Origin of the sequence: Rhodococcus sp. OK611, from assembly GCF_003050885.1 — a bacterium.
In the GTDB taxonomy this organism is placed as follows: domain Bacteria; phylum Actinomycetota; class Actinomycetes; order Mycobacteriales; family Mycobacteriaceae; genus Rhodococcus_G; species Rhodococcus_G oryzae.
Window position 1 is genome coordinate 288,729 of record NZ_QAOZ01000004.1, and the last position, 17,388, is coordinate 306,116.

The 17,388-nt window shown below is 68.2% G+C and carries 20 protein-coding genes; 12 read left to right on the top strand and 8 right to left on the bottom strand.

Annotated features, from left to right (window positions below):
• The first annotated feature begins 65 nt into the window (after positions 1-65).
• The 6 genes from C8K38_RS06970 to C8K38_RS06995 all read left to right on the top strand — a co-directional run bounded on the left by C8K38_RS06970 (position 66) and on the right by C8K38_RS06995 (position 6,272).
• Positions 66-488 carry an HAD-IA family hydrolase gene (locus C8K38_RS06970; RefSeq protein WP_097210565.1) on the top strand — a complete coding sequence of 141 codons (423 nt, stop codon included), beginning with the start codon at positions 66-68 and terminating at the stop codon, positions 486-488.
• On the top strand, positions 482-1,849 hold the full coding sequence (locus C8K38_RS06975) for a WS/DGAT/MGAT family O-acyltransferase (RefSeq protein ID WP_077041031.1): 1,368 nt from the start codon (positions 482-484) through the stop codon (positions 1,847-1,849). Before C8K38_RS06970 ends, C8K38_RS06975 begins: the two co-directional genes overlap by 7 nt.
• Before the next feature lie 9 nt (positions 1,850-1,858).
• On the top strand, positions 1,859-2,365 hold the full coding sequence (locus C8K38_RS06980; RefSeq protein WP_097210566.1) for a DUF6912 family protein: 507 nt from the start codon (positions 1,859-1,861) through the stop codon (positions 2,363-2,365).
• A gap of 74 nt (positions 2,366-2,439) precedes the next feature.
• Complete coding sequence (locus C8K38_RS06985) at positions 2,440-3,555, top strand: ferredoxin reductase (RefSeq protein ID WP_077041033.1); 1,116 nt, start codon at positions 2,440-2,442, stop codon at positions 3,553-3,555.
• A gap of 105 nt (positions 3,556-3,660) precedes the next feature.
• Positions 3,661-4,887 carry a fatty acid desaturase family protein gene (locus C8K38_RS06990; protein ID WP_097210567.1) on the top strand — a complete coding sequence of 409 codons (1,227 nt, stop codon included), beginning with the start codon at positions 3,661-3,663 and terminating at the stop codon, positions 4,885-4,887.
• Between the two features lie 143 nt (positions 4,888-5,030).
• The gene (locus C8K38_RS06995) at positions 5,031-6,272 is read left to right on the top strand and encodes a fatty acid desaturase family protein (RefSeq protein WP_097210568.1); all 1,242 of its coding nucleotides are present in this window, start codon (positions 5,031-5,033) and stop codon (positions 6,270-6,272) included.
• 340 nt (positions 6,273-6,612) lie between these two features.
• On the opposite strand, the gene rsgA is transcribed toward C8K38_RS06995, so the two are convergent.
• Together rsgA and aroA are read right to left on the bottom strand one after the other, a co-directional pair.
• On the bottom strand, positions 6,613-7,623 hold the full coding sequence (gene rsgA, locus C8K38_RS07000) for a ribosome small subunit-dependent GTPase A (RefSeq protein WP_179800472.1): 1,011 nt from the start codon (positions 7,621-7,623) through the stop codon (positions 6,613-6,615).
• Complete coding sequence (gene aroA, locus C8K38_RS07005) at positions 7,620-8,930, bottom strand: 3-phosphoshikimate 1-carboxyvinyltransferase (protein WP_097210570.1); 1,311 nt, start codon at positions 8,928-8,930, stop codon at positions 7,620-7,622. Before aroA ends, rsgA begins: the two co-directional genes overlap by 4 nt.
• 38 nt (positions 8,931-8,968) lie before the next feature.
• Between aroA and C8K38_RS07010 the strand changes: the two genes are divergently transcribed.
• Positions 8,969-9,784 carry an SOS response-associated peptidase gene (locus C8K38_RS07010; RefSeq protein ID WP_097210571.1) on the top strand — a complete coding sequence of 272 codons (816 nt, stop codon included), beginning with the start codon at positions 8,969-8,971 and terminating at the stop codon, positions 9,782-9,784.
• Here C8K38_RS07010 and C8K38_RS07015 read toward each other — a convergent pair.
• Together C8K38_RS07015 and ybaK are read right to left on the bottom strand one after the other, a co-directional pair.
• Positions 9,752-10,765 carry an LLM class flavin-dependent oxidoreductase gene (locus C8K38_RS07015; protein WP_097210572.1) on the bottom strand — a complete coding sequence of 338 codons (1,014 nt, stop codon included), beginning with the start codon at positions 10,763-10,765 and terminating at the stop codon, positions 9,752-9,754. The two genes, C8K38_RS07010 and C8K38_RS07015, sit on opposite strands and share 33 nt — an antisense overlap.
• Positions 10,766-10,854: 89 nt before the next feature.
• Positions 10,855-11,349, bottom strand: a complete 495-nt coding sequence (gene ybaK / locus C8K38_RS07020; protein ID WP_097210573.1) for a Cys-tRNA(Pro) deacylase — start codon at positions 11,347-11,349, stop codon at positions 10,855-10,857.
• A 157-nt stretch (positions 11,350-11,506) separates the two neighbouring features.
• On the opposite strand from ybaK, the gene C8K38_RS07025 reads away from it, so the two are divergent.
• On the top strand, positions 11,507-12,181 hold the full coding sequence (locus C8K38_RS07025; RefSeq protein ID WP_097210574.1) for a sigma-70 family RNA polymerase sigma factor: 675 nt from the start codon (positions 11,507-11,509) through the stop codon (positions 12,179-12,181).
• The gene (gene rsrA / locus C8K38_RS07030; RefSeq protein WP_097210575.1) at positions 12,178-12,459 is read left to right on the top strand and encodes a mycothiol system anti-sigma-R factor; all 282 of its coding nucleotides are present in this window, start codon (positions 12,178-12,180) and stop codon (positions 12,457-12,459) included. Before C8K38_RS07025 ends, rsrA begins: the two co-directional genes overlap by 4 nt.
• Positions 12,460-12,526: 67 nt before the next feature.
• Here the strand turns inward: rsrA and C8K38_RS07035 are convergent, their stop codons facing one another.
• A complete protein-coding gene (locus tag C8K38_RS07035) occupies positions 12,527-13,192 on the bottom strand; it encodes a hypothetical protein (protein ID WP_097210576.1) in 666 nt (221 codons plus the stop codon).
• Positions 13,193-13,414: 222 nt separating this feature from the next.
• The gene (locus C8K38_RS28045; protein WP_115967926.1) at positions 13,415-13,489 is read right to left on the bottom strand and encodes a 50S ribosomal protein bL37; all 75 of its coding nucleotides are present in this window, start codon (positions 13,487-13,489) and stop codon (positions 13,415-13,417) included.
• A gap of 94 nt (positions 13,490-13,583) precedes the next feature.
• Here C8K38_RS28045 and C8K38_RS07040 point away from each other — a divergent pair, with 94 nt between their 5' ends.
• On the top strand, positions 13,584-13,799 hold the full coding sequence (locus C8K38_RS07040) for a biotin/lipoyl-binding carrier protein (RefSeq protein WP_027500161.1): 216 nt from the start codon (positions 13,584-13,586) through the stop codon (positions 13,797-13,799).
• A 17-nt stretch (positions 13,800-13,816) separates the two neighbouring features.
• On the top strand, positions 13,817-15,328 hold the full coding sequence (locus C8K38_RS07045; RefSeq protein WP_097210577.1) for a sensor histidine kinase: 1,512 nt from the start codon (positions 13,817-13,819) through the stop codon (positions 15,326-15,328).
• Between the two features lie 93 nt (positions 15,329-15,421).
• Here the strand turns inward: C8K38_RS07045 and C8K38_RS07050 are convergent, their stop codons facing one another.
• Both C8K38_RS07050 and C8K38_RS07055 read right to left on the bottom strand, forming a co-directional pair.
• Positions 15,422-15,676, bottom strand: coding sequence for a WhiB family transcriptional regulator (locus C8K38_RS07050; RefSeq protein ID WP_027500159.1), 255 nt, complete (start codon positions 15,674-15,676; stop codon positions 15,422-15,424).
• Positions 15,677-15,967: 291 nt separating this feature from the next.
• Positions 15,968-16,924 (bottom strand): diacylglycerol/lipid kinase family protein, encoded by a 957-nt coding sequence (locus C8K38_RS07055; RefSeq protein ID WP_097210578.1) that lies wholly within the window; start codon positions 16,922-16,924, stop codon positions 15,968-15,970.
• 100 nt (positions 16,925-17,024) lie between these two features.
• Here C8K38_RS07055 and C8K38_RS07060 point away from each other — a divergent pair, with 100 nt between their 5' ends.
• The gene (locus C8K38_RS07060; protein WP_097210579.1) at positions 17,025-17,387 is read left to right on the top strand and encodes a hypothetical protein; all 363 of its coding nucleotides are present in this window, start codon (positions 17,025-17,027) and stop codon (positions 17,385-17,387) included.
• The last annotated feature ends 1 nt before the right edge of the window (position 17,388 follow it).

A 17,388-nucleotide genomic window follows, 5' to 3' on the forward strand; every position in this document is an offset into this window, starting at 1 on the left:
AGCGGCGCGCGGGTTCTCGCGAACCTCGTCGCGCGCGGATGTTCCCGGAGCCATAGGGTGGGCGGATGCAAGGGTTGGTGGTGGACTTCGGCGGCGTGCTGGCCGGGCCGGGCTCGGACCGCGCGGGACTGACCGCGATCATCGGGGCACTGCGCGCGGTCGGGGTCCGCTCGGCCATCCTCAGCAACGATCCCGGCGGGCCTGCGGGCGCGGACCTGCGCGGGCTCGGCAACGGGGTTCTGGTCGACGAGGTGGTGCTCTCCGGCGACGTCGGAATGGCCAAGCCCGACCCTCGGATCTACCGGTTGACCGCGGATCGTCTCGGACTGGCACCGGTGGACTGCGTGTTCGTGGACGACCTCGCGGTCAACGTCCGCGGCGCCGCCGAGTCTGGGATGGTCGGGGTACACCACGTGGACGCGGAGACCACGGCAAAGGAACTGCGGATACTCTTCGATCTCGGGCAGGGGGTGCCGGTGCAATGGTGAACAGGTTGACCACTCTCGACGCGTCGTTCTATTTCCTCGAGGCGAGCAACACCCCGATGCATCTCGGTTCGCTGTCGATCCTGCAGCCGCCGCGGTCGGGTCTCGACTACGAGGACCTGCTGACCCGCGTCGAGAACCGGCTCGCGCTGGTGCCGCGATATCGGCAGCGGGTGCGGGAGGTGGCGTTCGGCCTCGCCCGTCCGGTGTGGGTGGACGACAGGGACTTCGACATCACCTATCACGTTCGGCGTTCGGCCCTGCCGAAGCCGGGGTCCGACGAGCAGTTGCACGACCTGGTGGCGCGACTGACCTCGCGACCGCTGGACCGGTCCCGGCCGCTGTGGGAGATGTACCTCGTGGAGGGGCTGTCCAAGAACCGGGTGGCGATCTTCACCAAATCGCACTCCTCGCTGGTGGACGGCGAGCACGCGCTCGAGATCGGCCAGGTGCTGCTCGACCCGACGAAGACGCCGCCGCCGCCGATCGAGGAACTGTGGATGCCGCGTCGCGAACCGCGCGAGGCGGAGCTGGTGCTCGACGCCGTCGCGGAGATGGTCGCGCGCCCGAGCGAGGGTGCGGCCACCCTCCGGATGGCGGTCGGCGACCTGATCGGGACGGCGGCCGAGGTGGCAGGCAACATCGCCGCGGTGGTCCGGACCGCCGCGCACACGGCGCCCACCAGCCCGCTGAACGCGCCGATCTCCCGGAACCGGCGATTCGCGGTCGCGAAGACGTCCCTTGCGGACTACCGGGCCGTCCGTGACAAGTACTCGTGCACGGTCAACGACGCGATCCTGGCGGTGCTGACCGGGGCGCTGCGGAACTGGTTGCTGTCCCGTGGCGAGCCGGTCACCGCGTTCACCACGGTGCGTGCGCTGGTGCCGATGGCGGTCGATTCCGGGGTCGCCGAGCGCGGGGTGTCCTCGTTCCTTGTCGACCTGCCGGTGGGGGAGCTGAACCCCGTGGTGCGGCTCTCGCACATCGCGCACGCCACCGAGGCACACACGAAGCAGAACAGGTCGGCCGCGCTGCCGCTGGCCCGGATGTCCGGTCTCGCGCCTGCGACCCTGCACGCGATGGGCCTGCGGGTGGCCAGTGGGCTCTCGCAACGGGTGTTCAACCTGATGATCACCAATGCGCCCGGCCCGCAGTCCCCGCTGTACCTGGGCGGGGCGAAGGTTCTCGAGATGTATCCGGTGTCGCCGTTGCTGAAGAATCAGACGCTCAGTGTCGGCCTGACGTCATATAACGGCCACGTCTACTACGGTTTGAATGCCGACCGCGATGCGATGTCCGACGTGGATGTGGTGACGGCGCTTCTGTACGAGTCGCTCGAGGAGCTGTTGGATGCCACTACATAAGGATTACGCATGAGGGTCTACATCCCGGCGACCATCGCGATGTTGCAGAGGTTGGTCGCGGACCAGGAGTTCGATCCGGTGAGCCGCACCGCGTTCGCGGTCACCCCGGCGCTGCGCGAGGCGTACGCCTCCGGCGACGACGATGAGCTGGCCGAGGTCGCGATGACGGAGGCGGCACGTGCCTCGCTGCGACTGCTGGCCGCCGAGGACGATGACGAGGGCGTCGCGAGCAACCAGCGCCGCGCGGTCATCGCCGCCGACGTGGACGAGGTGAAGCTGCGGCCCGATCTCGACGACGCCGTGGTCCGGTTGGCGGCGCCGGTGACCCTCGCCGAGGTCGCGTCGGTCCATGTCGATCTCGCGGAGGCGGAGCCGGCGATCGCCAAGGCGGTCGAGGCGATCGACGCGGCCGATCTGGGTGATGCGGACGCCGAGTTCGTGCTCGGTGACGCCGAGGATCACGAGTTGGCCTGGTATGCCACCCAGGAGCTCGCATTCTTACTCGATCTGTTGTGACGGTCCGCGTGACAGCAGGGCACGCGTGTAGGTAACCTACGGTTCCGTAACCTACGCGAGTGGATGGATTGTTGATGGGTTTGAGGAACTGGCTCGAGGCGCCTGCTGCCGATATCTCGGCGCCCCGCCGGCCGAAGCTGAACATGCTGCGCGGAGCGGTGACGCGGGTGACGACGCCCCTGCTGCCGGACGACTTCCTGCACCTGGCGAACCCGCTGTGGTCGGCGCGCGAGCTGCGCGGCAAGGTCATCGAGGTCCGCAAGGAGACCGCGGACTCGGCAACCCTCGTGATCAAGCCCGGGTGGGGCTTCGACTTCGACTACCAGCCGGGCCAGTACATCGGCATCGGACTGCTCGTGGACGGACGATTCCACTGGCGGTCGTACTCGCTGACCTCCCCGCCGAACTGGGAGAAGAAGCGGATCTCGATCGCGGTCAAGGCGATGCCGGAGGGCAAGCTGTCGAGCCACCTGATCAACGGCGTGCCCTCGGGGACCGTGATCCGGCTGGCCGCGCCGCAGGGCAACTTCGCGCTCCCGGAGCCGCCGCCGGAGAAGATCCTCTTCCTCACCGCGGGCAGCGGCATCACCCCCGTGATGGCGATGCTGCGCGCGATGGTCCGCCGAGACGAGCTGCCGGACGTGGTGCACGTGCATTCCGCGCCGACCGCCGAGGACGTGATGTTCGGCGAGGAGTTGTCGGCGCTGCACGAGTCGCATCCCAATTTCGTCTCCCAGGTCCAGCACACCAGGACCGGTGGCCGGTTCCGGCTGGCGGACCTCGACGCGCTGTACCCGGATTGGCGCGAGCGGCAGACCTGGGCGTGCGGGCCGACGCCGATGCTCGACGAGATCGAACGCGTCTGGCAGGAGGAGGGTCTCGCCGACCGGCTTCATACCGAGCGGTTCGCGATCTCGCGCGCGGACGACGCCGGGCAGGGCGGCACGGTGACCTTCACCAAGACGGGCCGCAGCATCGAGATCGACGGCGCGACCACCCTGCTCGAAGCCGGAGAGAAGGTCGGGGTCCAGATGCCGTTCGGGTGCCGGATGGGAATCTGCCAGACCTGTGTGGTTCCCCTCGTCGCCGGTCACACCCGGGATCTGCGGTCCGGGCGCGAACACGGCGAGGGCGAGCGGGTGCAGACATGCATCGCCTCGGCTGCTGGTGACTGCACCTTTGACCTCTAGGTTCTTCGTCATCTCGAGTTCACGGATGTCGGCTATCGTTGTCGGTATCGGATACGCCGCGGGGGCCTCCGCAGGCAATCTATCTATCCCCATCGGAGGGCCCTGATGGCCATCACGGACATCAAAGAATTCTCACACCTCACCGAAGCCGACATCGAGGCGCTCGGGCGCGAGCTCGACGAGATCCGCCGCGACATCGAGGATTCGCGCGGTGAGCGCGATGCGCGGTACATCCGCAATGTCATCCGGCTCCAGCGCGTCCTCGAGGTCGGCGGCCGGCTGACCCTGTTCGGCAGCAAGTACCGGCCGGCTTGGTTTGCGGGCACCACCATGCTGGCCCTTGCCAAGTGCATCGAGAACATGGAGCTCGGCCACAACGTGGTGCACGGCCAGTGGGACTGGATGAACGATCCGGAGATCCACTCCACCACGTGGGAGTGGGACATGACCGGTCCGACGTCGCAGTGGAAGCGCGCGCACAACTACTCGCACCACACGTACACCAATATCGTCGGGATGGACCATGACGTGGGATTCGGGATCCTCCGGATGACCCGCGATGAGCCGTGGCGGCCGATCAACCTGATGCAGCCCGCGGCGAACGTGCTGCTCGCGACCACCTTCGAGTGGGGCATCGCGATGCACGACTTGGGGAGCGCCAAGGCCGAGGACCTCAAGCGCGGCGGCGCCAACGTCGCCCAGCTGAATCGGGAGTTCTACGCGAAGGCCGCCAAGCAGGTCGCGAAGGACTTCGTGCTGTTCCCGGCGCTGACCGGTCCGGCGTGGAAGCACACGCTGACCGCGAACGCGACCGCCAACCTCGCCAGGAATCTGTGGGCGTACGCGGTGATCTTCTGCGGGCATTTCCCGGACGGGGCGGAGAAGTTCACCGTCGAGCAGTACCGCAACGAGACGAAGCCCGAGTGGTACCTGCGGCAGATGCTCGGCAGCGCCAACTTCAAGGCGGGCCGGGTGATGGCGTTCATGAGCGGCAACCTCAGCTTCCAGATCGAGCACCACCTGTTCCCGGATCTGCCGAGCAATCGGCTCCGTGAGGTGTCGGTCCGGGTGCAGGCGTTGTGCGACAAGTACGACCTGCCGTACACGACGGGCTCGTTGGCGCGCCAGTACCTGTTGGCGCTCAGGACGATTCACAAGCTGGCCCTGCCGGACCGGTTCCTGACGGCCACTTCCGACGACGCGCCGGAGACCAGTTCGGAGCGCAAGTTCCGCTCGGAGGGATCGCTGAATCCGCTTCGGGTCGACCCGGTCACCGGCAGGCGCAGCGGCCTGAGGTCGGCGCTGCGCGAGCTCCGCCAGCGTCGTCGCTAGCGAGCGGCGCCCCTGTTCCAGCGTCGTCGCTGAGCTCTCCCCGTGAGTTGGATCACACCTCGGTCCAGGTAACCTACGCAGCCGTAACTTACGGTACGGTAGGTCGGAACCAAGGGAACTGATCGACTGCGGGGAGAGCCGGAATGGCGATTGCGGACGTCAAGGAATACGCGCACCTTACCGAGGCGGATGTGGAAGCGCTCGGTATCGAGCTGGACGCGATCCGCCGCGACATCGAGGAGTCGCGCGGCGAGCGGGATGCCCGCTACCTGCGCAACACCATCCGCCTGCAGCGCGGCCTCGAGGTCGCGGGCCGGGCCGTCCTGTTCGGCAGCCGAAAGCGCCCGTTGTGGCTGCTGGGCGCCGGACTGCTCGGCACGGCGAAGATCATCGAGAACATGGAGCTCGGCCACAACGTCATGCACGGCCAGTGGGACTGGATGAACGATCCCGAGGTGCACTCGAGCACCTGGGAGTGGGACGTCGTCGGGCCGTCGGCGCACTGGAAGCAGACGCACAACTACCTGCACCACAAGTACACCAACATCCTCGGCATGGACGACGACGTGGGATACGGCCTGCTCCGTGTCACGCGGGACCAGCGATGGAAGCCGTTCAACGCAGGCAACATCGCGTACAACACCGTGCTGGCCTTGTTCTTCGAGTTCGGCATCGCCGCGCAACACGTCGAGCTGGGCAAGGTCGCCATGGGACGCGACGACCGCGCCGAGACCAAGCGCAAGCTGCGCGAGGTCGGTGAGAAGGTCGGCAAGCAGCTCGCCAAGGACTACGTCCTGTTCCCTGCCCTGACCGGCAAGGCGTGGAAGTCGACGATGACCGCGAACCTGACCGCGAACATGATCAGGAACGTGTGGACCAACGCGGTGATCTTCTGTGGACACTTCCCGGACGGCGCCGAGAAGTTCACCAAGGACGATGTCGACAACGAGACCCAGGCCCAGTGGTACCTGCGGCAGATGCTCGGCAGCGCCAACATCAGCGGCGGCCCGGTGATGGACTTCATGACCGGCAACCTCAGCTACCAGATCGAGCACCACATCTTCCCCGACCTGCCGTCGAACCGGTACGCCGAGATCGCGGTGCGGGTGCGGGCGCTCTGCGACAAGTACGACCTGCCCTACACCACTGGCCCCCTGCTGGTTCAGTACGCGAAGGCCTGGCGGACGATCGCCAAGCTGTCACTGCCCAACCAGTACCTGCGCGACACCACCGACGATGCGCCGGAGACCGCCTCGGAGCGCAAGTGGGAGGGGACCAAGGCGGTGCTGACGGTGGATCCGGTCACCGGCCGTAGTCGCGGTCTGCGCACCGCCATCCGTGAGGCGAAGAAGCGCAGGACCGTGCGGGGACTGTTCTCCCGCTGAACTGATCTGTGGAAGGTGACGTGAGTGCCCCGCGGTGACGGGGCACTCACGTCACTTTGCTTTGCTAGGACCCGACCAATGCCGAGCCGGTGTCGAGCAACGTTCCGAAAATGCTCTGGATGTCGCCGATGATGGACGATCCGGCGGCGAGGATGACTTCTGCACTACCCATCTGAAACTCCTTGTGTCGTGACGGTGAGATCGGGTGATCCCGGTGTGTCTTGACCTTGAAGTGATTCGAATCAGGTCGAGCCCAAACAGTGTAAAAACACGATTACTACAAACATGGGATTTCACGGGGGAGTTGACCCGACCGTGACCTTGTCCGGTGACGAAACCGTTACCAGGCCTCGTTGGAATTGAGCGCAACCAGCAGCAATCGCACGGCGGCGACCCGGCGGGCGGCCTCGCCCTCGAGGCGGTCCAGCGCGCACTCGGGGTCGGCGGGCGGGCCCAGGTGGCTGCAGCCGCGCGGGCAGTCCTCGATGGCTGCCGCCAGGTCGGTGAACGCGCCGAGCACGTCGTCGGGCGAGATGTGTGCCAGGCCGAACGAGCGGATTCCTGGCGTGTCGACCACCCAGCCACCGGAGCGTCCGCTCCCCGTGGCATCGGGCAGCGGCAGGGCCACCGACTGGGTCGAGGTGTGCCGACCCTTGCCGACGCCGGAGACCACGCCGGTGGCCCGATCGGCATCGGGCACAAGGCGATTGACGAGGGTCGACTTCCCGACGCCCGAGTGGCCGATCAGTGCGGTGACCTTTCCGGCGAGCGCGTCCTTGACCGGTCCGAGCGGATCGTCCTGGCCGGCGAGGATCACCGGCACGTCCAGATCGGCGAAGGCGGCGGCGAACTCCGCGTGGTCGGCCAGATCGCCCTTGGTCAGGCAGAGGATCGGCGCCAGCCCACCGACGTAGGCGGCGACGAGAGCCCGCTCGACGAATCCGGTGCGGGGCGGCGGGTCAGCCAGGGCGACCACGATCAGCAGCTGGGAGGCGTTGGCCACCACGATCCGCTCGAACGGATCGGTGTCGTCGGCCGTCCGCCGCAACACCGTCGAGCGCTCCTCGACGCGCACGATGCGGGCCAGCGTGTCGGTGCGGCCGGAGACGTCGCCGACCACGCCCACCTGGTCGCCAACCACGATGGGCGTCCGGCCGAGCTCGCGAGCGCGCATGGCGACCACCAGGCGGTCCGGATCGTCGCCGAGGACGCAACCCCATCGCCCGCGATCGACGGAGACGACCATCGCCGTCTCGGCGCCCTTGTGTTCCGGCCTGGTCTTGGTGCGCGGACGCGAACCCTTGCCCGGGCGGACCCGGACATCGGACTCGTCGTACCGGCGCGCAGTCAGGAGGGCGCTCCGGTCTGGTCGGCGCTGCTTTGGTTCAACATCGTCGCCCACAGGTTCTCGAATCCGGGCAGGGTCTTGGCCGTGGTGCCGATGTCCTCGATCTCCACGCCCGGCGCCACCAGGCCCAGGATCGCTCCCGCGGTCGCCATCCGGTGGTCGGCGTATGAGTGCCACGCGCCCCCGTGCAGCGGGCGCGGCTCGATGTGCAGCCCGTCCTCGGTCTCGGTGACGGCACCGCCGAGATTGTTGATCTCGGTCCGCAGGGCGGCGAGGCGGTCGGTCTCGTGACCGCGCAGGTGGGCGATCCCGCGCAGCGTTGACGGCCCGTCCGCCAGGGCGGCCAGGGCCGCGACGGTGGGGGTGAGTTCGCCGATGTCGTGCAGGTCAACGTCGATGCCACGAAGGCTACGCGGCCCGCGCACGGTCAGCGTCGAATTCGCCAGCGACACTTCGGCGCCCATCTCGGTGAGGATGCCGCGGATGGCGTCGCCCGGCTGCGTGGTGCGGTCCGGCCACAGCGGCACGCAGACCGAGCCGCCGGTCACCGCGGCCGCGGCGAGAAACGCGGTGGCATTGGACAGGTCGGGCTCGATCACCCAGTCGACCGCGTCGACGGGCCCGGGGGACACGCGCCAGGTGTCGGCGTCGCCGCCGTCGCGGGGGGTCTGGACCAGAACCCCCGCCTCCCGGAGCATCTCCACGGTCATGTCGATGTGCGGCATCGAGGGCACCGAACGGCCCTCGTGGCGCACGGTGATGCCGTCGTCGAAGCGCGCGGCGGAGAGCAGGAGCCCGGAGACGAACTGGGACGAACCCGAGGCATCGATGGTCACGACGCCCCCCGAGACCTTGCCGTGCCCGTTCACGGTGAAGGGCAGGCCGTCGCCGTCGATGTCGACGCCGAGACCGCGCAGCGCGTCGAGGATGGTGTTCAGGGGCCGGGTGCGGGCCTGCTCGTCGCCGTCGAACTCGACGGTGCCGTCGGACAGCGCTGCGAGCGGCGGCAGGAACCGCATCACGGTGCCCGCCAGGCCGCAGTCGACGGCGGCGGAGCCAAGGGGCCCGGGGGTCACGCGCAGGGTGGTGGGCTCGTCGCCGTCGTCGATCCGCACGCCGAGGGCGCGCAGGGCGTCGATCATCAGGTCGGTGTCGCGGCTGCGCAGCGCGCCGGTGATCGTCGACGGACCCGAGGCGAGCGCGGCCAGGATCAGCGCCCTGTTGGTGATCGACTTGGACCCGGGCAGGGTCACGGACGCATGCACGGGCGATGCGGCGACGGGTGCTCTCCACAGACTCACGTGCACCATCTTCCCAGAGTGTCGGTGGTGCGAGACACAATGGTCGTATGTGCGGCAGATATGCGACGACGGTCGACCCGGCGCTGCTCGCGGTCGAGTTGGATGCGATCGACGAGACGTCCGGTCCCGGGGGTGCGCGCGAGCCGGCCGAGAGCTACAACGTGGCACCGACCGACCCGGTGCTCGCCGTGGTGAGCAGGCACTCGCACGAGCACCCGGACGACACTCCGACCCGTCGTATCCGGCGGATGCGGTGGGGTCTCATCCCGCCATGGACCAAGGCGGCGGCACCGAGCTCCTCGGGCGAAGCCTCGGGCAATGTCAGCCGTCCTGCGAAGGGCGCGCCGCTGTTCAACGCCCGCGCGGACACCGCCGCAACCAAGCCCTCCTTCCGCACGGCGCTGAAGACCAAGCGCGCCCTGGTGCCGATGGACGGCTGGTACGAGTGGCTGACGGAACCGGCGGCGAAGGGCAAGGCCGTGAAGGTGCCGTACTTCATGACCCCGACCGACGGCTCCCGGATGTACGCGGCCGGCCTCTGGTCGGTGTGGCGGGACCGGGACGCCGACGGCCCACCACTGCTCAGCGTCACGATCCTGACCACGGACTCCGTCGGCTCGCTGCAGTCGATCCACGACCGGATGCCGCTGATCCTCACGCCCGATCGGTGGCAGAGCTGGCTCGACCCGGACGCGGACGCACCCGACGACCTGTTGGACCCGATCGACGAGGCGGTCGCGGCGGGCATCGAGATCCGGCGGGTGTCTGATCGGGTGAACAGCGTCAGGAACGACGGTCCGGAGCTGATCGCGCCGGTCGGGGCGCCGGGGTCAGCGGTCGGCGAGCAGATCACCCTGCTGTGAGGACAGGTCGCTGACCTCGGCCACCAGCTCGAGCGAGCGCAGCCAGGCCGCGCGGTCGGTCGCCGAGGAGACGACCATCAGTTCGTCGGCGGCGGTCTCCTCACCGAATCGGTCCAGGTATTCACGCACCACGGTGGGCGTCCCGACGGCCGAGTACCGCACCATCTGCAGCACCTGTTGGCCGGCGGGGGATTCGAGGATCATGTCCGCCTCGTCGGGGGTGAAGGTCCGTCCCCGACCGACGAACAGCCCGACCCGCTTGCGCTTGGTCTCGAGGAACAGCCGGTCCGCCTCGTCCTGGGTGTCCGCCGCGATGACGTTGACGGCGGCGATCGCGTAGGGCTCGGAGAGCTGGGCCGAGGGGCGGAACTCGCGGCGGTAGATCGCGAGGGCGTCGAGCAGCGCGTTGGGGGCGAAATGCGATGCGAATGCATACGGAAGTCCAAGCGCGGCGGCGAGTTTGGCGCCGAACAGGGACGACCCGAGGACGTACAGCGGCACGTTCGTGCCCTTGCCCGGCGTCGCCTCGATCCCCGGGATCCGCGATGGACCGGTCAGGTAGCCCTGCAGCTCCAGCACGTCCTGCGGGAACGACTCCGCGGACGCGGGGTCGCGGCGCAGCGCCCGCATGGTCTTCTGGTCGCTGCCCGGTGCGCGGCCGAGCCCGAGGTCGATCCGGCCGGGGTGCAGTTCGGCGAGGGTGCCGAACTGTTCGGCGATGGTCAGCGGCGCGTGGTTGGGCAGCATGATGCCGCCTGCGCCGAGGCGGATCCGCTGCGTGTGCGCCGCGATGTGCGCGATCAGCACGCTGGTGGCCGAGGAGGCGATGGACGGCATGTTGTGGTGCTCGGCGTACCAGATCCGCCGGTAGCCCCACTGCTCGGCGCGCTGCGCCATCTCCACGCTCGACCGGAAACTGTCGCCTGCGCTCTCGCCCTCGCCGATGTGCGCCAGATCGAGGATGGAGAGTGGAACCGTCACGGTGGTGCCGCCTTTGTTCGGGAGATGACTGTCGTCGGCGGGATGAGCGCCTCGTGGTGCAACCGTCGCCGGGGCCCGAGTATTTCTGGTCAGCCCGCGGTGATCGGGGCGAGCACCGCACCGGTCAGCCGGACCAGGTCGGCCGGGTCCAGGTCGATCTCCAGCCCGCGCCTGCCCGCGCTGCACAGCACCCGGTCCCAGTTCGCGGCGGAGGCGTCGATCACGGTCGGCAGCCGCTTGCGCTGACCGAGCGGGGAGATGCCGCCGAGCACGTAGCCGGTGGACCGCTGCGCCTCGGCCTGCTCGGCCATGACCGCCTTGCTCGACCCCAGTGCGGCAGCCGCGGCCTTGAGGGAGAGCTTCTCGGGGACCGGGAGCACGGCGACCGCCAGCTTGCCGTCCGAGGTCTTGATCACCAGGGTCTTGAGGATCTGCGCCGGCTCGAGTCCGAGCTGCCCGGCCAGTGCGTCCACCGCCTCTGCCCCGTAGGAGGCGTTGGCGGAGTCGTGCTCGTAGCTGTGCACGCGGTGCGCGATCGTGCCCTTGGAGAGCGCCTGGGTCGCGGGGGTCGAGGTACCGGCCATGGCGCCGACTCTAGTGAGCCGGGAACACAACGCTGTGGACCGGCGTTACACCCAGCACGTTGGTCCCTCTCGAAAGGAGTCGTAGGTGTCGGTGCAGTGCCTCGAGCGCCCCGCTGACCGCAGTCCCCTCGACCGGGTAGCGGTAGCCTTGATCCCTATGGCGAGCGAAGGGATCAGCGTGCCTGACGACCGGCCCGAGAACGATCAGCCACCGCAGGACGAGTCGGGCGGCGATCTGACCGCGCGGTTCGAGCGCGATGCGCTGCCGCTGCTGGATCAGCTCTACGGCGCGGCGCTGCGGATGACCCGCAACCCGGCCGACGCGGAGGACCTGGTCCAGGAGACCTACATCAAGGCCTATTCGGCGTTCCGCTCCTTCAAGGAGGGCACGAACCTCAAGGCCTGGATGTACCGGATCCTGACCAACACCTACATCAACTCGTACCGCAAGAAGCAGCGTCAGCCTGCGCAGTACCCGACGGACGAGATCACCGACTGGCAGCTCGCGGCCACCGCCGAGCACACCTCGCAGGGCCTGCGGTCCGCGGAGGTGGAGGCGCTCGACGCCCTGCCCGACGACGACATCAAGGCGGCCCTGCAGGAGCTGCCCGAGGAGTTCCGGATGGCGGTGTACTACGCCGACGTCGAGGGCTTCCCCTACAAGGAGATCGCGGAGATCATGGGCACGCCCATCGGTACCGTGATGTCCCGCCTGCATCGCGGGCGCAAGCAGCTGCGTGGGCTGCTGGCCGACGTGGCACGAGAACGTGGATTCAACCGGAGCGGCGCCGCGGCGTCGGCGGCGGCGCAGGAGCAGGAGGCGACCCGGTGAGCGAGCAGGACGAGTTCGAGCGGTTGGACTGCTCCGCGGTGATCGCGGACGTGTGGCTGATGCTCGACAACGAGTGCGACGAGACGACGCGCGCCCGGCTGAAGCGGCACATGGAGGACTGCGGATCCTGCTTCGAGGCCTATGGCATCGAGGAGAAGGTCAAGTCCCTGGTGAACCGCAAGTGCGGCGGCGAGCACGCGCCGGACGGGCTGCGGGAGCGGCTCAAGATCCAGCTGCGCAGCACGACGATCATCACGCGGGTCGACCCCGGACAGTAGGCATACGCGCGACGAGGGCCGCCCGGGAGTTCCCGGGCGGCCCTCGTCGTCGATCGATTCGGTGAGGTCAGCTCCCGAAGGGGCCGCCCTTGTGGAGACTGCCGAAGGACGTGGTCATCTTGGGCCAGTCCAGCGTGTCCAGCCCGGTGACGTCGATTCCCACACCGGTGTAGGCCACGCCATCCTCCATGGAGGGCCTGCCTCGGAAATCGATCCACTGGTAGGTGATCTCGAAGACCACGGTGGCGCCGGATTCGACGGAGATCGGCCACCCAGCGCTCGATACTTCCATTCCCCCCTGATCGGTCAGGTTGAGGCCGTCATGTGTCGCCTTGACGTAGGTCGGTGTGACCGCCTCGGTGGTGCGGGTGCCGTTCGCGCTGGTGTAAGTGAGTTTCGCCGTGTTCGGGACGTAGAACATGAGCTGTGCGCGGTCGATGATTCTGGTGACCTGCCGTGCCGGCCCCGCCGTAGCGGAGATCGTGGTCCTGAAGGTGATCTTGTCGCCCGCATAGCCGGCGTTGGGGCCGATGACCTCCCGGGTGACCGATACGTTCTCCGCAGTGCGTATTGCGGTGGGGATCAGCTCGGGGTGGTTGGGCAAGCCGATGCCGAGGTCCGAGGAGCCGATGGCGCCTGCGGTGCCGACGCCGGCGACCAGACCGGATACGACCAGGGCTGTGGTGGCGACGATGGTCGCGACGCGCCGGGTGATGGTGGTGGGGCGGGACACGGATCTCCGATCTCAGGCGATGTCAGGTCGCGTTGGGGGGAGTACGCAGAGCGTGCCCCGGCCGCGTGCGGTCATCGTATGGACAGCCACTCAGCTCCGTCGGAGAATGCGAAAACTGTTGTGTATAACGATATTTCGGAGGTTTGGCCTCGGTGCCGCTGGACGCAACGAGGGCCGGGACACAGTGTGTACCGGCCCTCGTGAGGCTTCGCCTACGGCGCGTCAGCTGTTTGGACGCTTGCCGTGGTTGGCCTTGTTGCCCTTGCGGCTGCGCTTCTTGCGACCACGCTTACCCATGGTTGTCTCCTTCCCTCTGATCTCGCTCCGGGACATTCTTCCACGTGTGGTTGGCTGTACTTCCATTGGCAGGTCTAGACAAGCGAGGTGCTCGATGGCAGAAGACGTGCGTGCCGAGATGGTTTCCACCGTCTTCCAGGTGGTTGTCGCCGAAGGTGACGAGGTGAAGGAGGGTGACACCCTCGTGATCCTGGAGTCGATGAAGATGGAGATCCCGGTGATCGCCGAGGTGAACGGCCGCGTGACCTCGGTGGATGTCACGGTCGGCGACGTCATCCAGCAGGGCGACCTCATCGCCGTCATCTCCTGACCGCCACACCCTGATCGATGTCCACCCTCAGTGACCTGCTCGCCGAACACACCGACCTGCCGGGCAGCGCGGTCGACCACCTGCAGCGGGTGGTCGGGGAGTGGCAGCTGCTCGCCGACCTGTCGTTCGCCGACGTATTGCTGTGGGTGGGCGCGGACAGCGGCAACCCGGAGGTCGCCGGCCACGGTGAAGTGGTCTGCGTCGCGCAGTGCCGTCCGACCACCGCCCCCACCGCGTTCGCCGAGGACGCCGTCGGCACCGTGGTCTCGGACGCCGAGCACCCGCACGTACGGCAGGCGCTGACGGAGTGGCGGATCGTGCGGGTTAAGGACGGCCCGCCCGGCGAGGGGACGCCGGTACGCCGCGAGGCGATCCCCGTCCGCTGCGCGGGGGACGTGATCGCCGTCCTCAGCCGCGACACCAACCCCACCCAGCATCGGCAGTCCAGCCCGCTCGAGGTCGCGTACCTCGACTGCGCCGCGGATCTGTGTCAGATGATCAGCGAGGGCACCTTCCCGACGCCGGAAGAACACAGCGAGATCCTCTCCAGCCCGCGCGCGGGCGACGGCTTCATCCGGCTCGACTCCGACGGGACCGTGGTCTACGCCAGCCCGAACGCGCTCTCGGCTTACCACCGGATGGGCCTGACGACCACGACCCTGACGGGCAGCGACCTGGCCTCGGTGACCAGGACGCTGGTCACCGACCCGTTCGACTCCCAGGACGTGGCGAACGACATCAGGGCCGCGCTCGCGGGCAAGGCGGGCAAGCGGATGGAGGTGGAGGCGCGCGGGGCCACGGTGCTGCTGCGCACCCTGGTGCTGCGGCCGGGCGGCCAGCCCGCGGGCGCGGCGGTGCTGATCCGCGATGTCACCGAGGTCAAGCGCCGCGACCGCGCGCTGCTGAGCAAGGACGCGACCATCCGGGAGATCCACCACCGGGTGAAAAACAACCTGCAGACCGTCGCCGCGCTGCTGCGGCTGCAGGCCAGGCGCACCAACAACGACGAGGCGCGTCAGGCGCTGAGCGAATCGGTGCGCCGGGTGACCTCGATCGCGCTCGTCCACGACACCCTGTCCATGTCGGTGGACGAGGAGGTCAACCTCGACGAGGTGGTCGATCGCCTGGTGCCGATCATGGCCGACGTCGCCATGGTGGGCAGCGCGGTCCAGATCCGTCGCGAGGGCAGCCTGGGTGTCTTCCCGGCTGAACGGGCCACCCCGCTGGTCATGGTGCTGACCGAGCTGGTGCAGAACGCGATCGAGCACGCATTCGAGCCGGGGGAGCCCGGCACCGTGACGCTGCGCGCGGAGCGGTCCGCGCGCTGGCTGGACGTGGTGATCCACGACGACGGCAACGGCCTGCCGCCCGGCTTCAGCCTGGAGCGGTCCGATCGACTCGGCCTGCAGATCGTCCGGACCCTGGTATCCGCCGAGTTGGGCGGTTCGCTCGGGTTGCATCCCGCGGAAGGCGGCGGAACCGACGCCGCTCTGCGGGTGCCGCTCGGGCGCCGCGCGAACCGCGTGTAGTCGCGGATCCGCCCCCAGAAACGATCGACCCCCAGAAACGACTGAGGCCCGGCACCATCATGGTGCCGGGCCCGTTCGTACGGTGCTGTGTTGCTAGACCGTGGTGCGGGCGCGGGTGCGCGCGTTGCGACGCTTGAGGGCGCGGCGCTCATCCTCGCTCATGCCGCCCCAGACGCCTGCATCCTGGCCGGACTCGAGTGCCCAGGACAGGCAATCGGCGGTGACGGGGCACCGGTTGCACACCAGCTTGGCGTCTGCGATCTGGGCGATGGCCGGACCGCTGTTGCCCACGGGAAAGAACAATTCCGGGTCTTCATCCCGACAAATTGCGTTGTGGCGCCAGTCCATCCTTCTGCTCCTTAACCGGGTGCGTTCTGCACCGTTTCGTATCGCTGAGTTCATGCGCATTGTGTGAAATGTTTCCGCGCTGTTGCTTGTGAATGCTTTCACGAACTAGCGGGATGTCAATGGAATCAGACCGCTTCGTGGGGTAACTCACTCTGTTAGGTTGCCCTATGTGGTCTGGGCTACTTTCTACCCCGGTTGCGGCGAGATTGCACTAGTCCCGTAAGATTTCTTGGCATTTTCTCATGTTGGGGACGATCGCGCAGTGTGGCGACAGAGGGATGGGCCGAGTCGTCAGACGCCGCTGGGCGCCACGACCGAGATCGCGTCGGGGACCGAGACGAACTCGACCTCGGTGCGCATGCCGATGTAGTCGCCGTCCATTTGCAGAGCGATCGGTGTGCTCGAGCGGATCAGGATCGTCGGTACGTCGTCGACCCGAAAGAGGTTGCGCGCCTTGGGTTGTGCGCCGGGCGTGAGGAGTTGCCGGACCAACTTCAGTGTCTTGGGGACGCTCATCGTCCGCATCGCGAAGACGCCGAGGCCGGTGCTGAACGTGGTCTCGGGGTTGATCCGGACGGGACGGTCGTTCAGGTACGTCCACGGGCTTGAGTTCGACACGAAGGCGTAGTGCACGCCCTCGACGGGGTCGTGGCCGGGTACCTGGACGGTCAGTGTCGGTTCGGTGCCCCGATTGCGGAAGAAGGCGCGGACCGCGCTCCGGACGTAGCGCGACGGCGTCGCCGGGTGGCCGTTGCCGCGGCTCGCATCGATCGCCTCGCACACCTGGGCGTCGAGGCCCATGCCGGCATTGAAGGTGAACCAGCGGTTATCGCAATGGGCGAGTCCGATCCGCCTGTTCTGACGCAGGGCGAGTAGCTCGATGAGCTGATTGGTCGCCGCCACGGGATCCGCGCTGATACCGAGCGAGCGGGCGAACACGTTGGCCGAGCCGCCGGGGACCACCGCGATGAGCGGGATGGGTCCGATCGGGACCTCGCTCATGGAATCCGGCCGGGGCGCGCCGAGCAGCCCGTTGATGACCTCGTTCACGGTTCCGTCGCCGCCGTGCACGACGATCAGGCCGATGCCCTCGAGGGCAGCGCGCCGGGCGAGCTCGCCCGCGTGACCGCGGTGGGTGGTGTGCGCGACCCGCACCTGGACTCGGCTCGACACGGCGTGCGCGAGCAGATCACGCGCCGCGGGGGTCGTCGAGGTGGCATTCGGGTTGACGATCAGCAGCGCGCGCACAGGACACCACCCTAGCGGGGAGCTTCGCGTTCTATAGGCTGGCGCGGTGCCAGAACAGCCCACACGCCCCAGCCCGCCCGCCACGGTCCGTTGGGCCGGAATGCTGGTGACCCTGCAGGGCACCGTCGCGGTCGGCATCGCGATCGTGCTCGTGATCCGCGGCCTCCTCGGCCACGATCAGACCGCGACCAGCGGATACGGCACCGCGGCGTGGTTTGCGATCCTCGGTGGCGCGGTCCTGGCCGCGGGCATCGCGCTGATCACGGGCAGGCGATGGGGTCGCACGATCGCCGTCGTCGCCCAGCTGTTGCTGCTCCCGGTGTCCTGGTCGCTGCTGACCGACTCGCACCAGCCGGCGTACGGGGTGTTGCTCGCGGTGGTCGCGGTCGCCGCGCTGGTGTTGCTCTTCAGCAGTCCCTCGTCGCGGTGGATGGCCGACGAGTACGGCGACGAGGCCTCCTAGC

What these genes read in the sequence shown, in the direction of transcription:
- C8K38_RS06970 (WP_097210565.1), top strand. Translation starts at nt 66, where the DNA reads ATGCAAGGGTTGGTGGTGGACTTCGGCGGCGTGCTGGCCGGGCCGGGC.
- C8K38_RS06975 (WP_077041031.1), top strand. Translation starts at nt 482, where the DNA reads ATGGTGAACAGGTTGACCACTCTCGACGCGTCGTTCTATTTCCTCGAG.
- C8K38_RS06980 (WP_097210566.1), top strand. Translation starts at nt 1,859, where the DNA reads ATGAGGGTCTACATCCCGGCGACCATCGCGATGTTGCAGAGGTTGGTC.
- C8K38_RS06985 (WP_077041033.1), top strand. Translation starts at nt 2,440, where the DNA reads ATGGGTTTGAGGAACTGGCTCGAGGCGCCTGCTGCCGATATCTCGGCG.
- C8K38_RS06990 (WP_097210567.1), top strand. Translation starts at nt 3,661, where the DNA reads ATGGCCATCACGGACATCAAAGAATTCTCACACCTCACCGAAGCCGAC.
- C8K38_RS06995 (WP_097210568.1), top strand. Translation starts at nt 5,031, where the DNA reads ATGGCGATTGCGGACGTCAAGGAATACGCGCACCTTACCGAGGCGGAT.
- aroA (WP_097210570.1), bottom strand. Translation starts at nt 8,930, where the DNA reads ATGGTGCACGTGAGTCTGTGGAGAGCACCCGTCGCCGCATCGCCCGTG.
- C8K38_RS07010 (WP_097210571.1), top strand. Translation starts at nt 8,969, where the DNA reads ATGTGCGGCAGATATGCGACGACGGTCGACCCGGCGCTGCTCGCGGTC.
- ybaK (WP_097210573.1), bottom strand. Translation starts at nt 11,349, where the DNA reads ATGGCCGGTACCTCGACCCCCGCGACCCAGGCGCTCTCCAAGGGCACG.
- C8K38_RS07025 (WP_097210574.1), top strand. Translation starts at nt 11,507, where the DNA reads ATGGCGAGCGAAGGGATCAGCGTGCCTGACGACCGGCCCGAGAACGAT.
- C8K38_RS07040 (WP_027500161.1), top strand. Translation starts at nt 13,584, where the DNA reads ATGGCAGAAGACGTGCGTGCCGAGATGGTTTCCACCGTCTTCCAGGTG.
- C8K38_RS07045 (WP_097210577.1), top strand. Translation starts at nt 13,817, where the DNA reads ATGTCCACCCTCAGTGACCTGCTCGCCGAACACACCGACCTGCCGGGC.
- C8K38_RS07050 (WP_027500159.1), bottom strand. Translation starts at nt 15,676, where the DNA reads ATGGACTGGCGCCACAACGCAATTTGTCGGGATGAAGACCCGGAATTG.
- C8K38_RS07060 (WP_097210579.1), top strand. Translation starts at nt 17,025, where the DNA reads ATGCTGGTGACCCTGCAGGGCACCGTCGCGGTCGGCATCGCGATCGTG.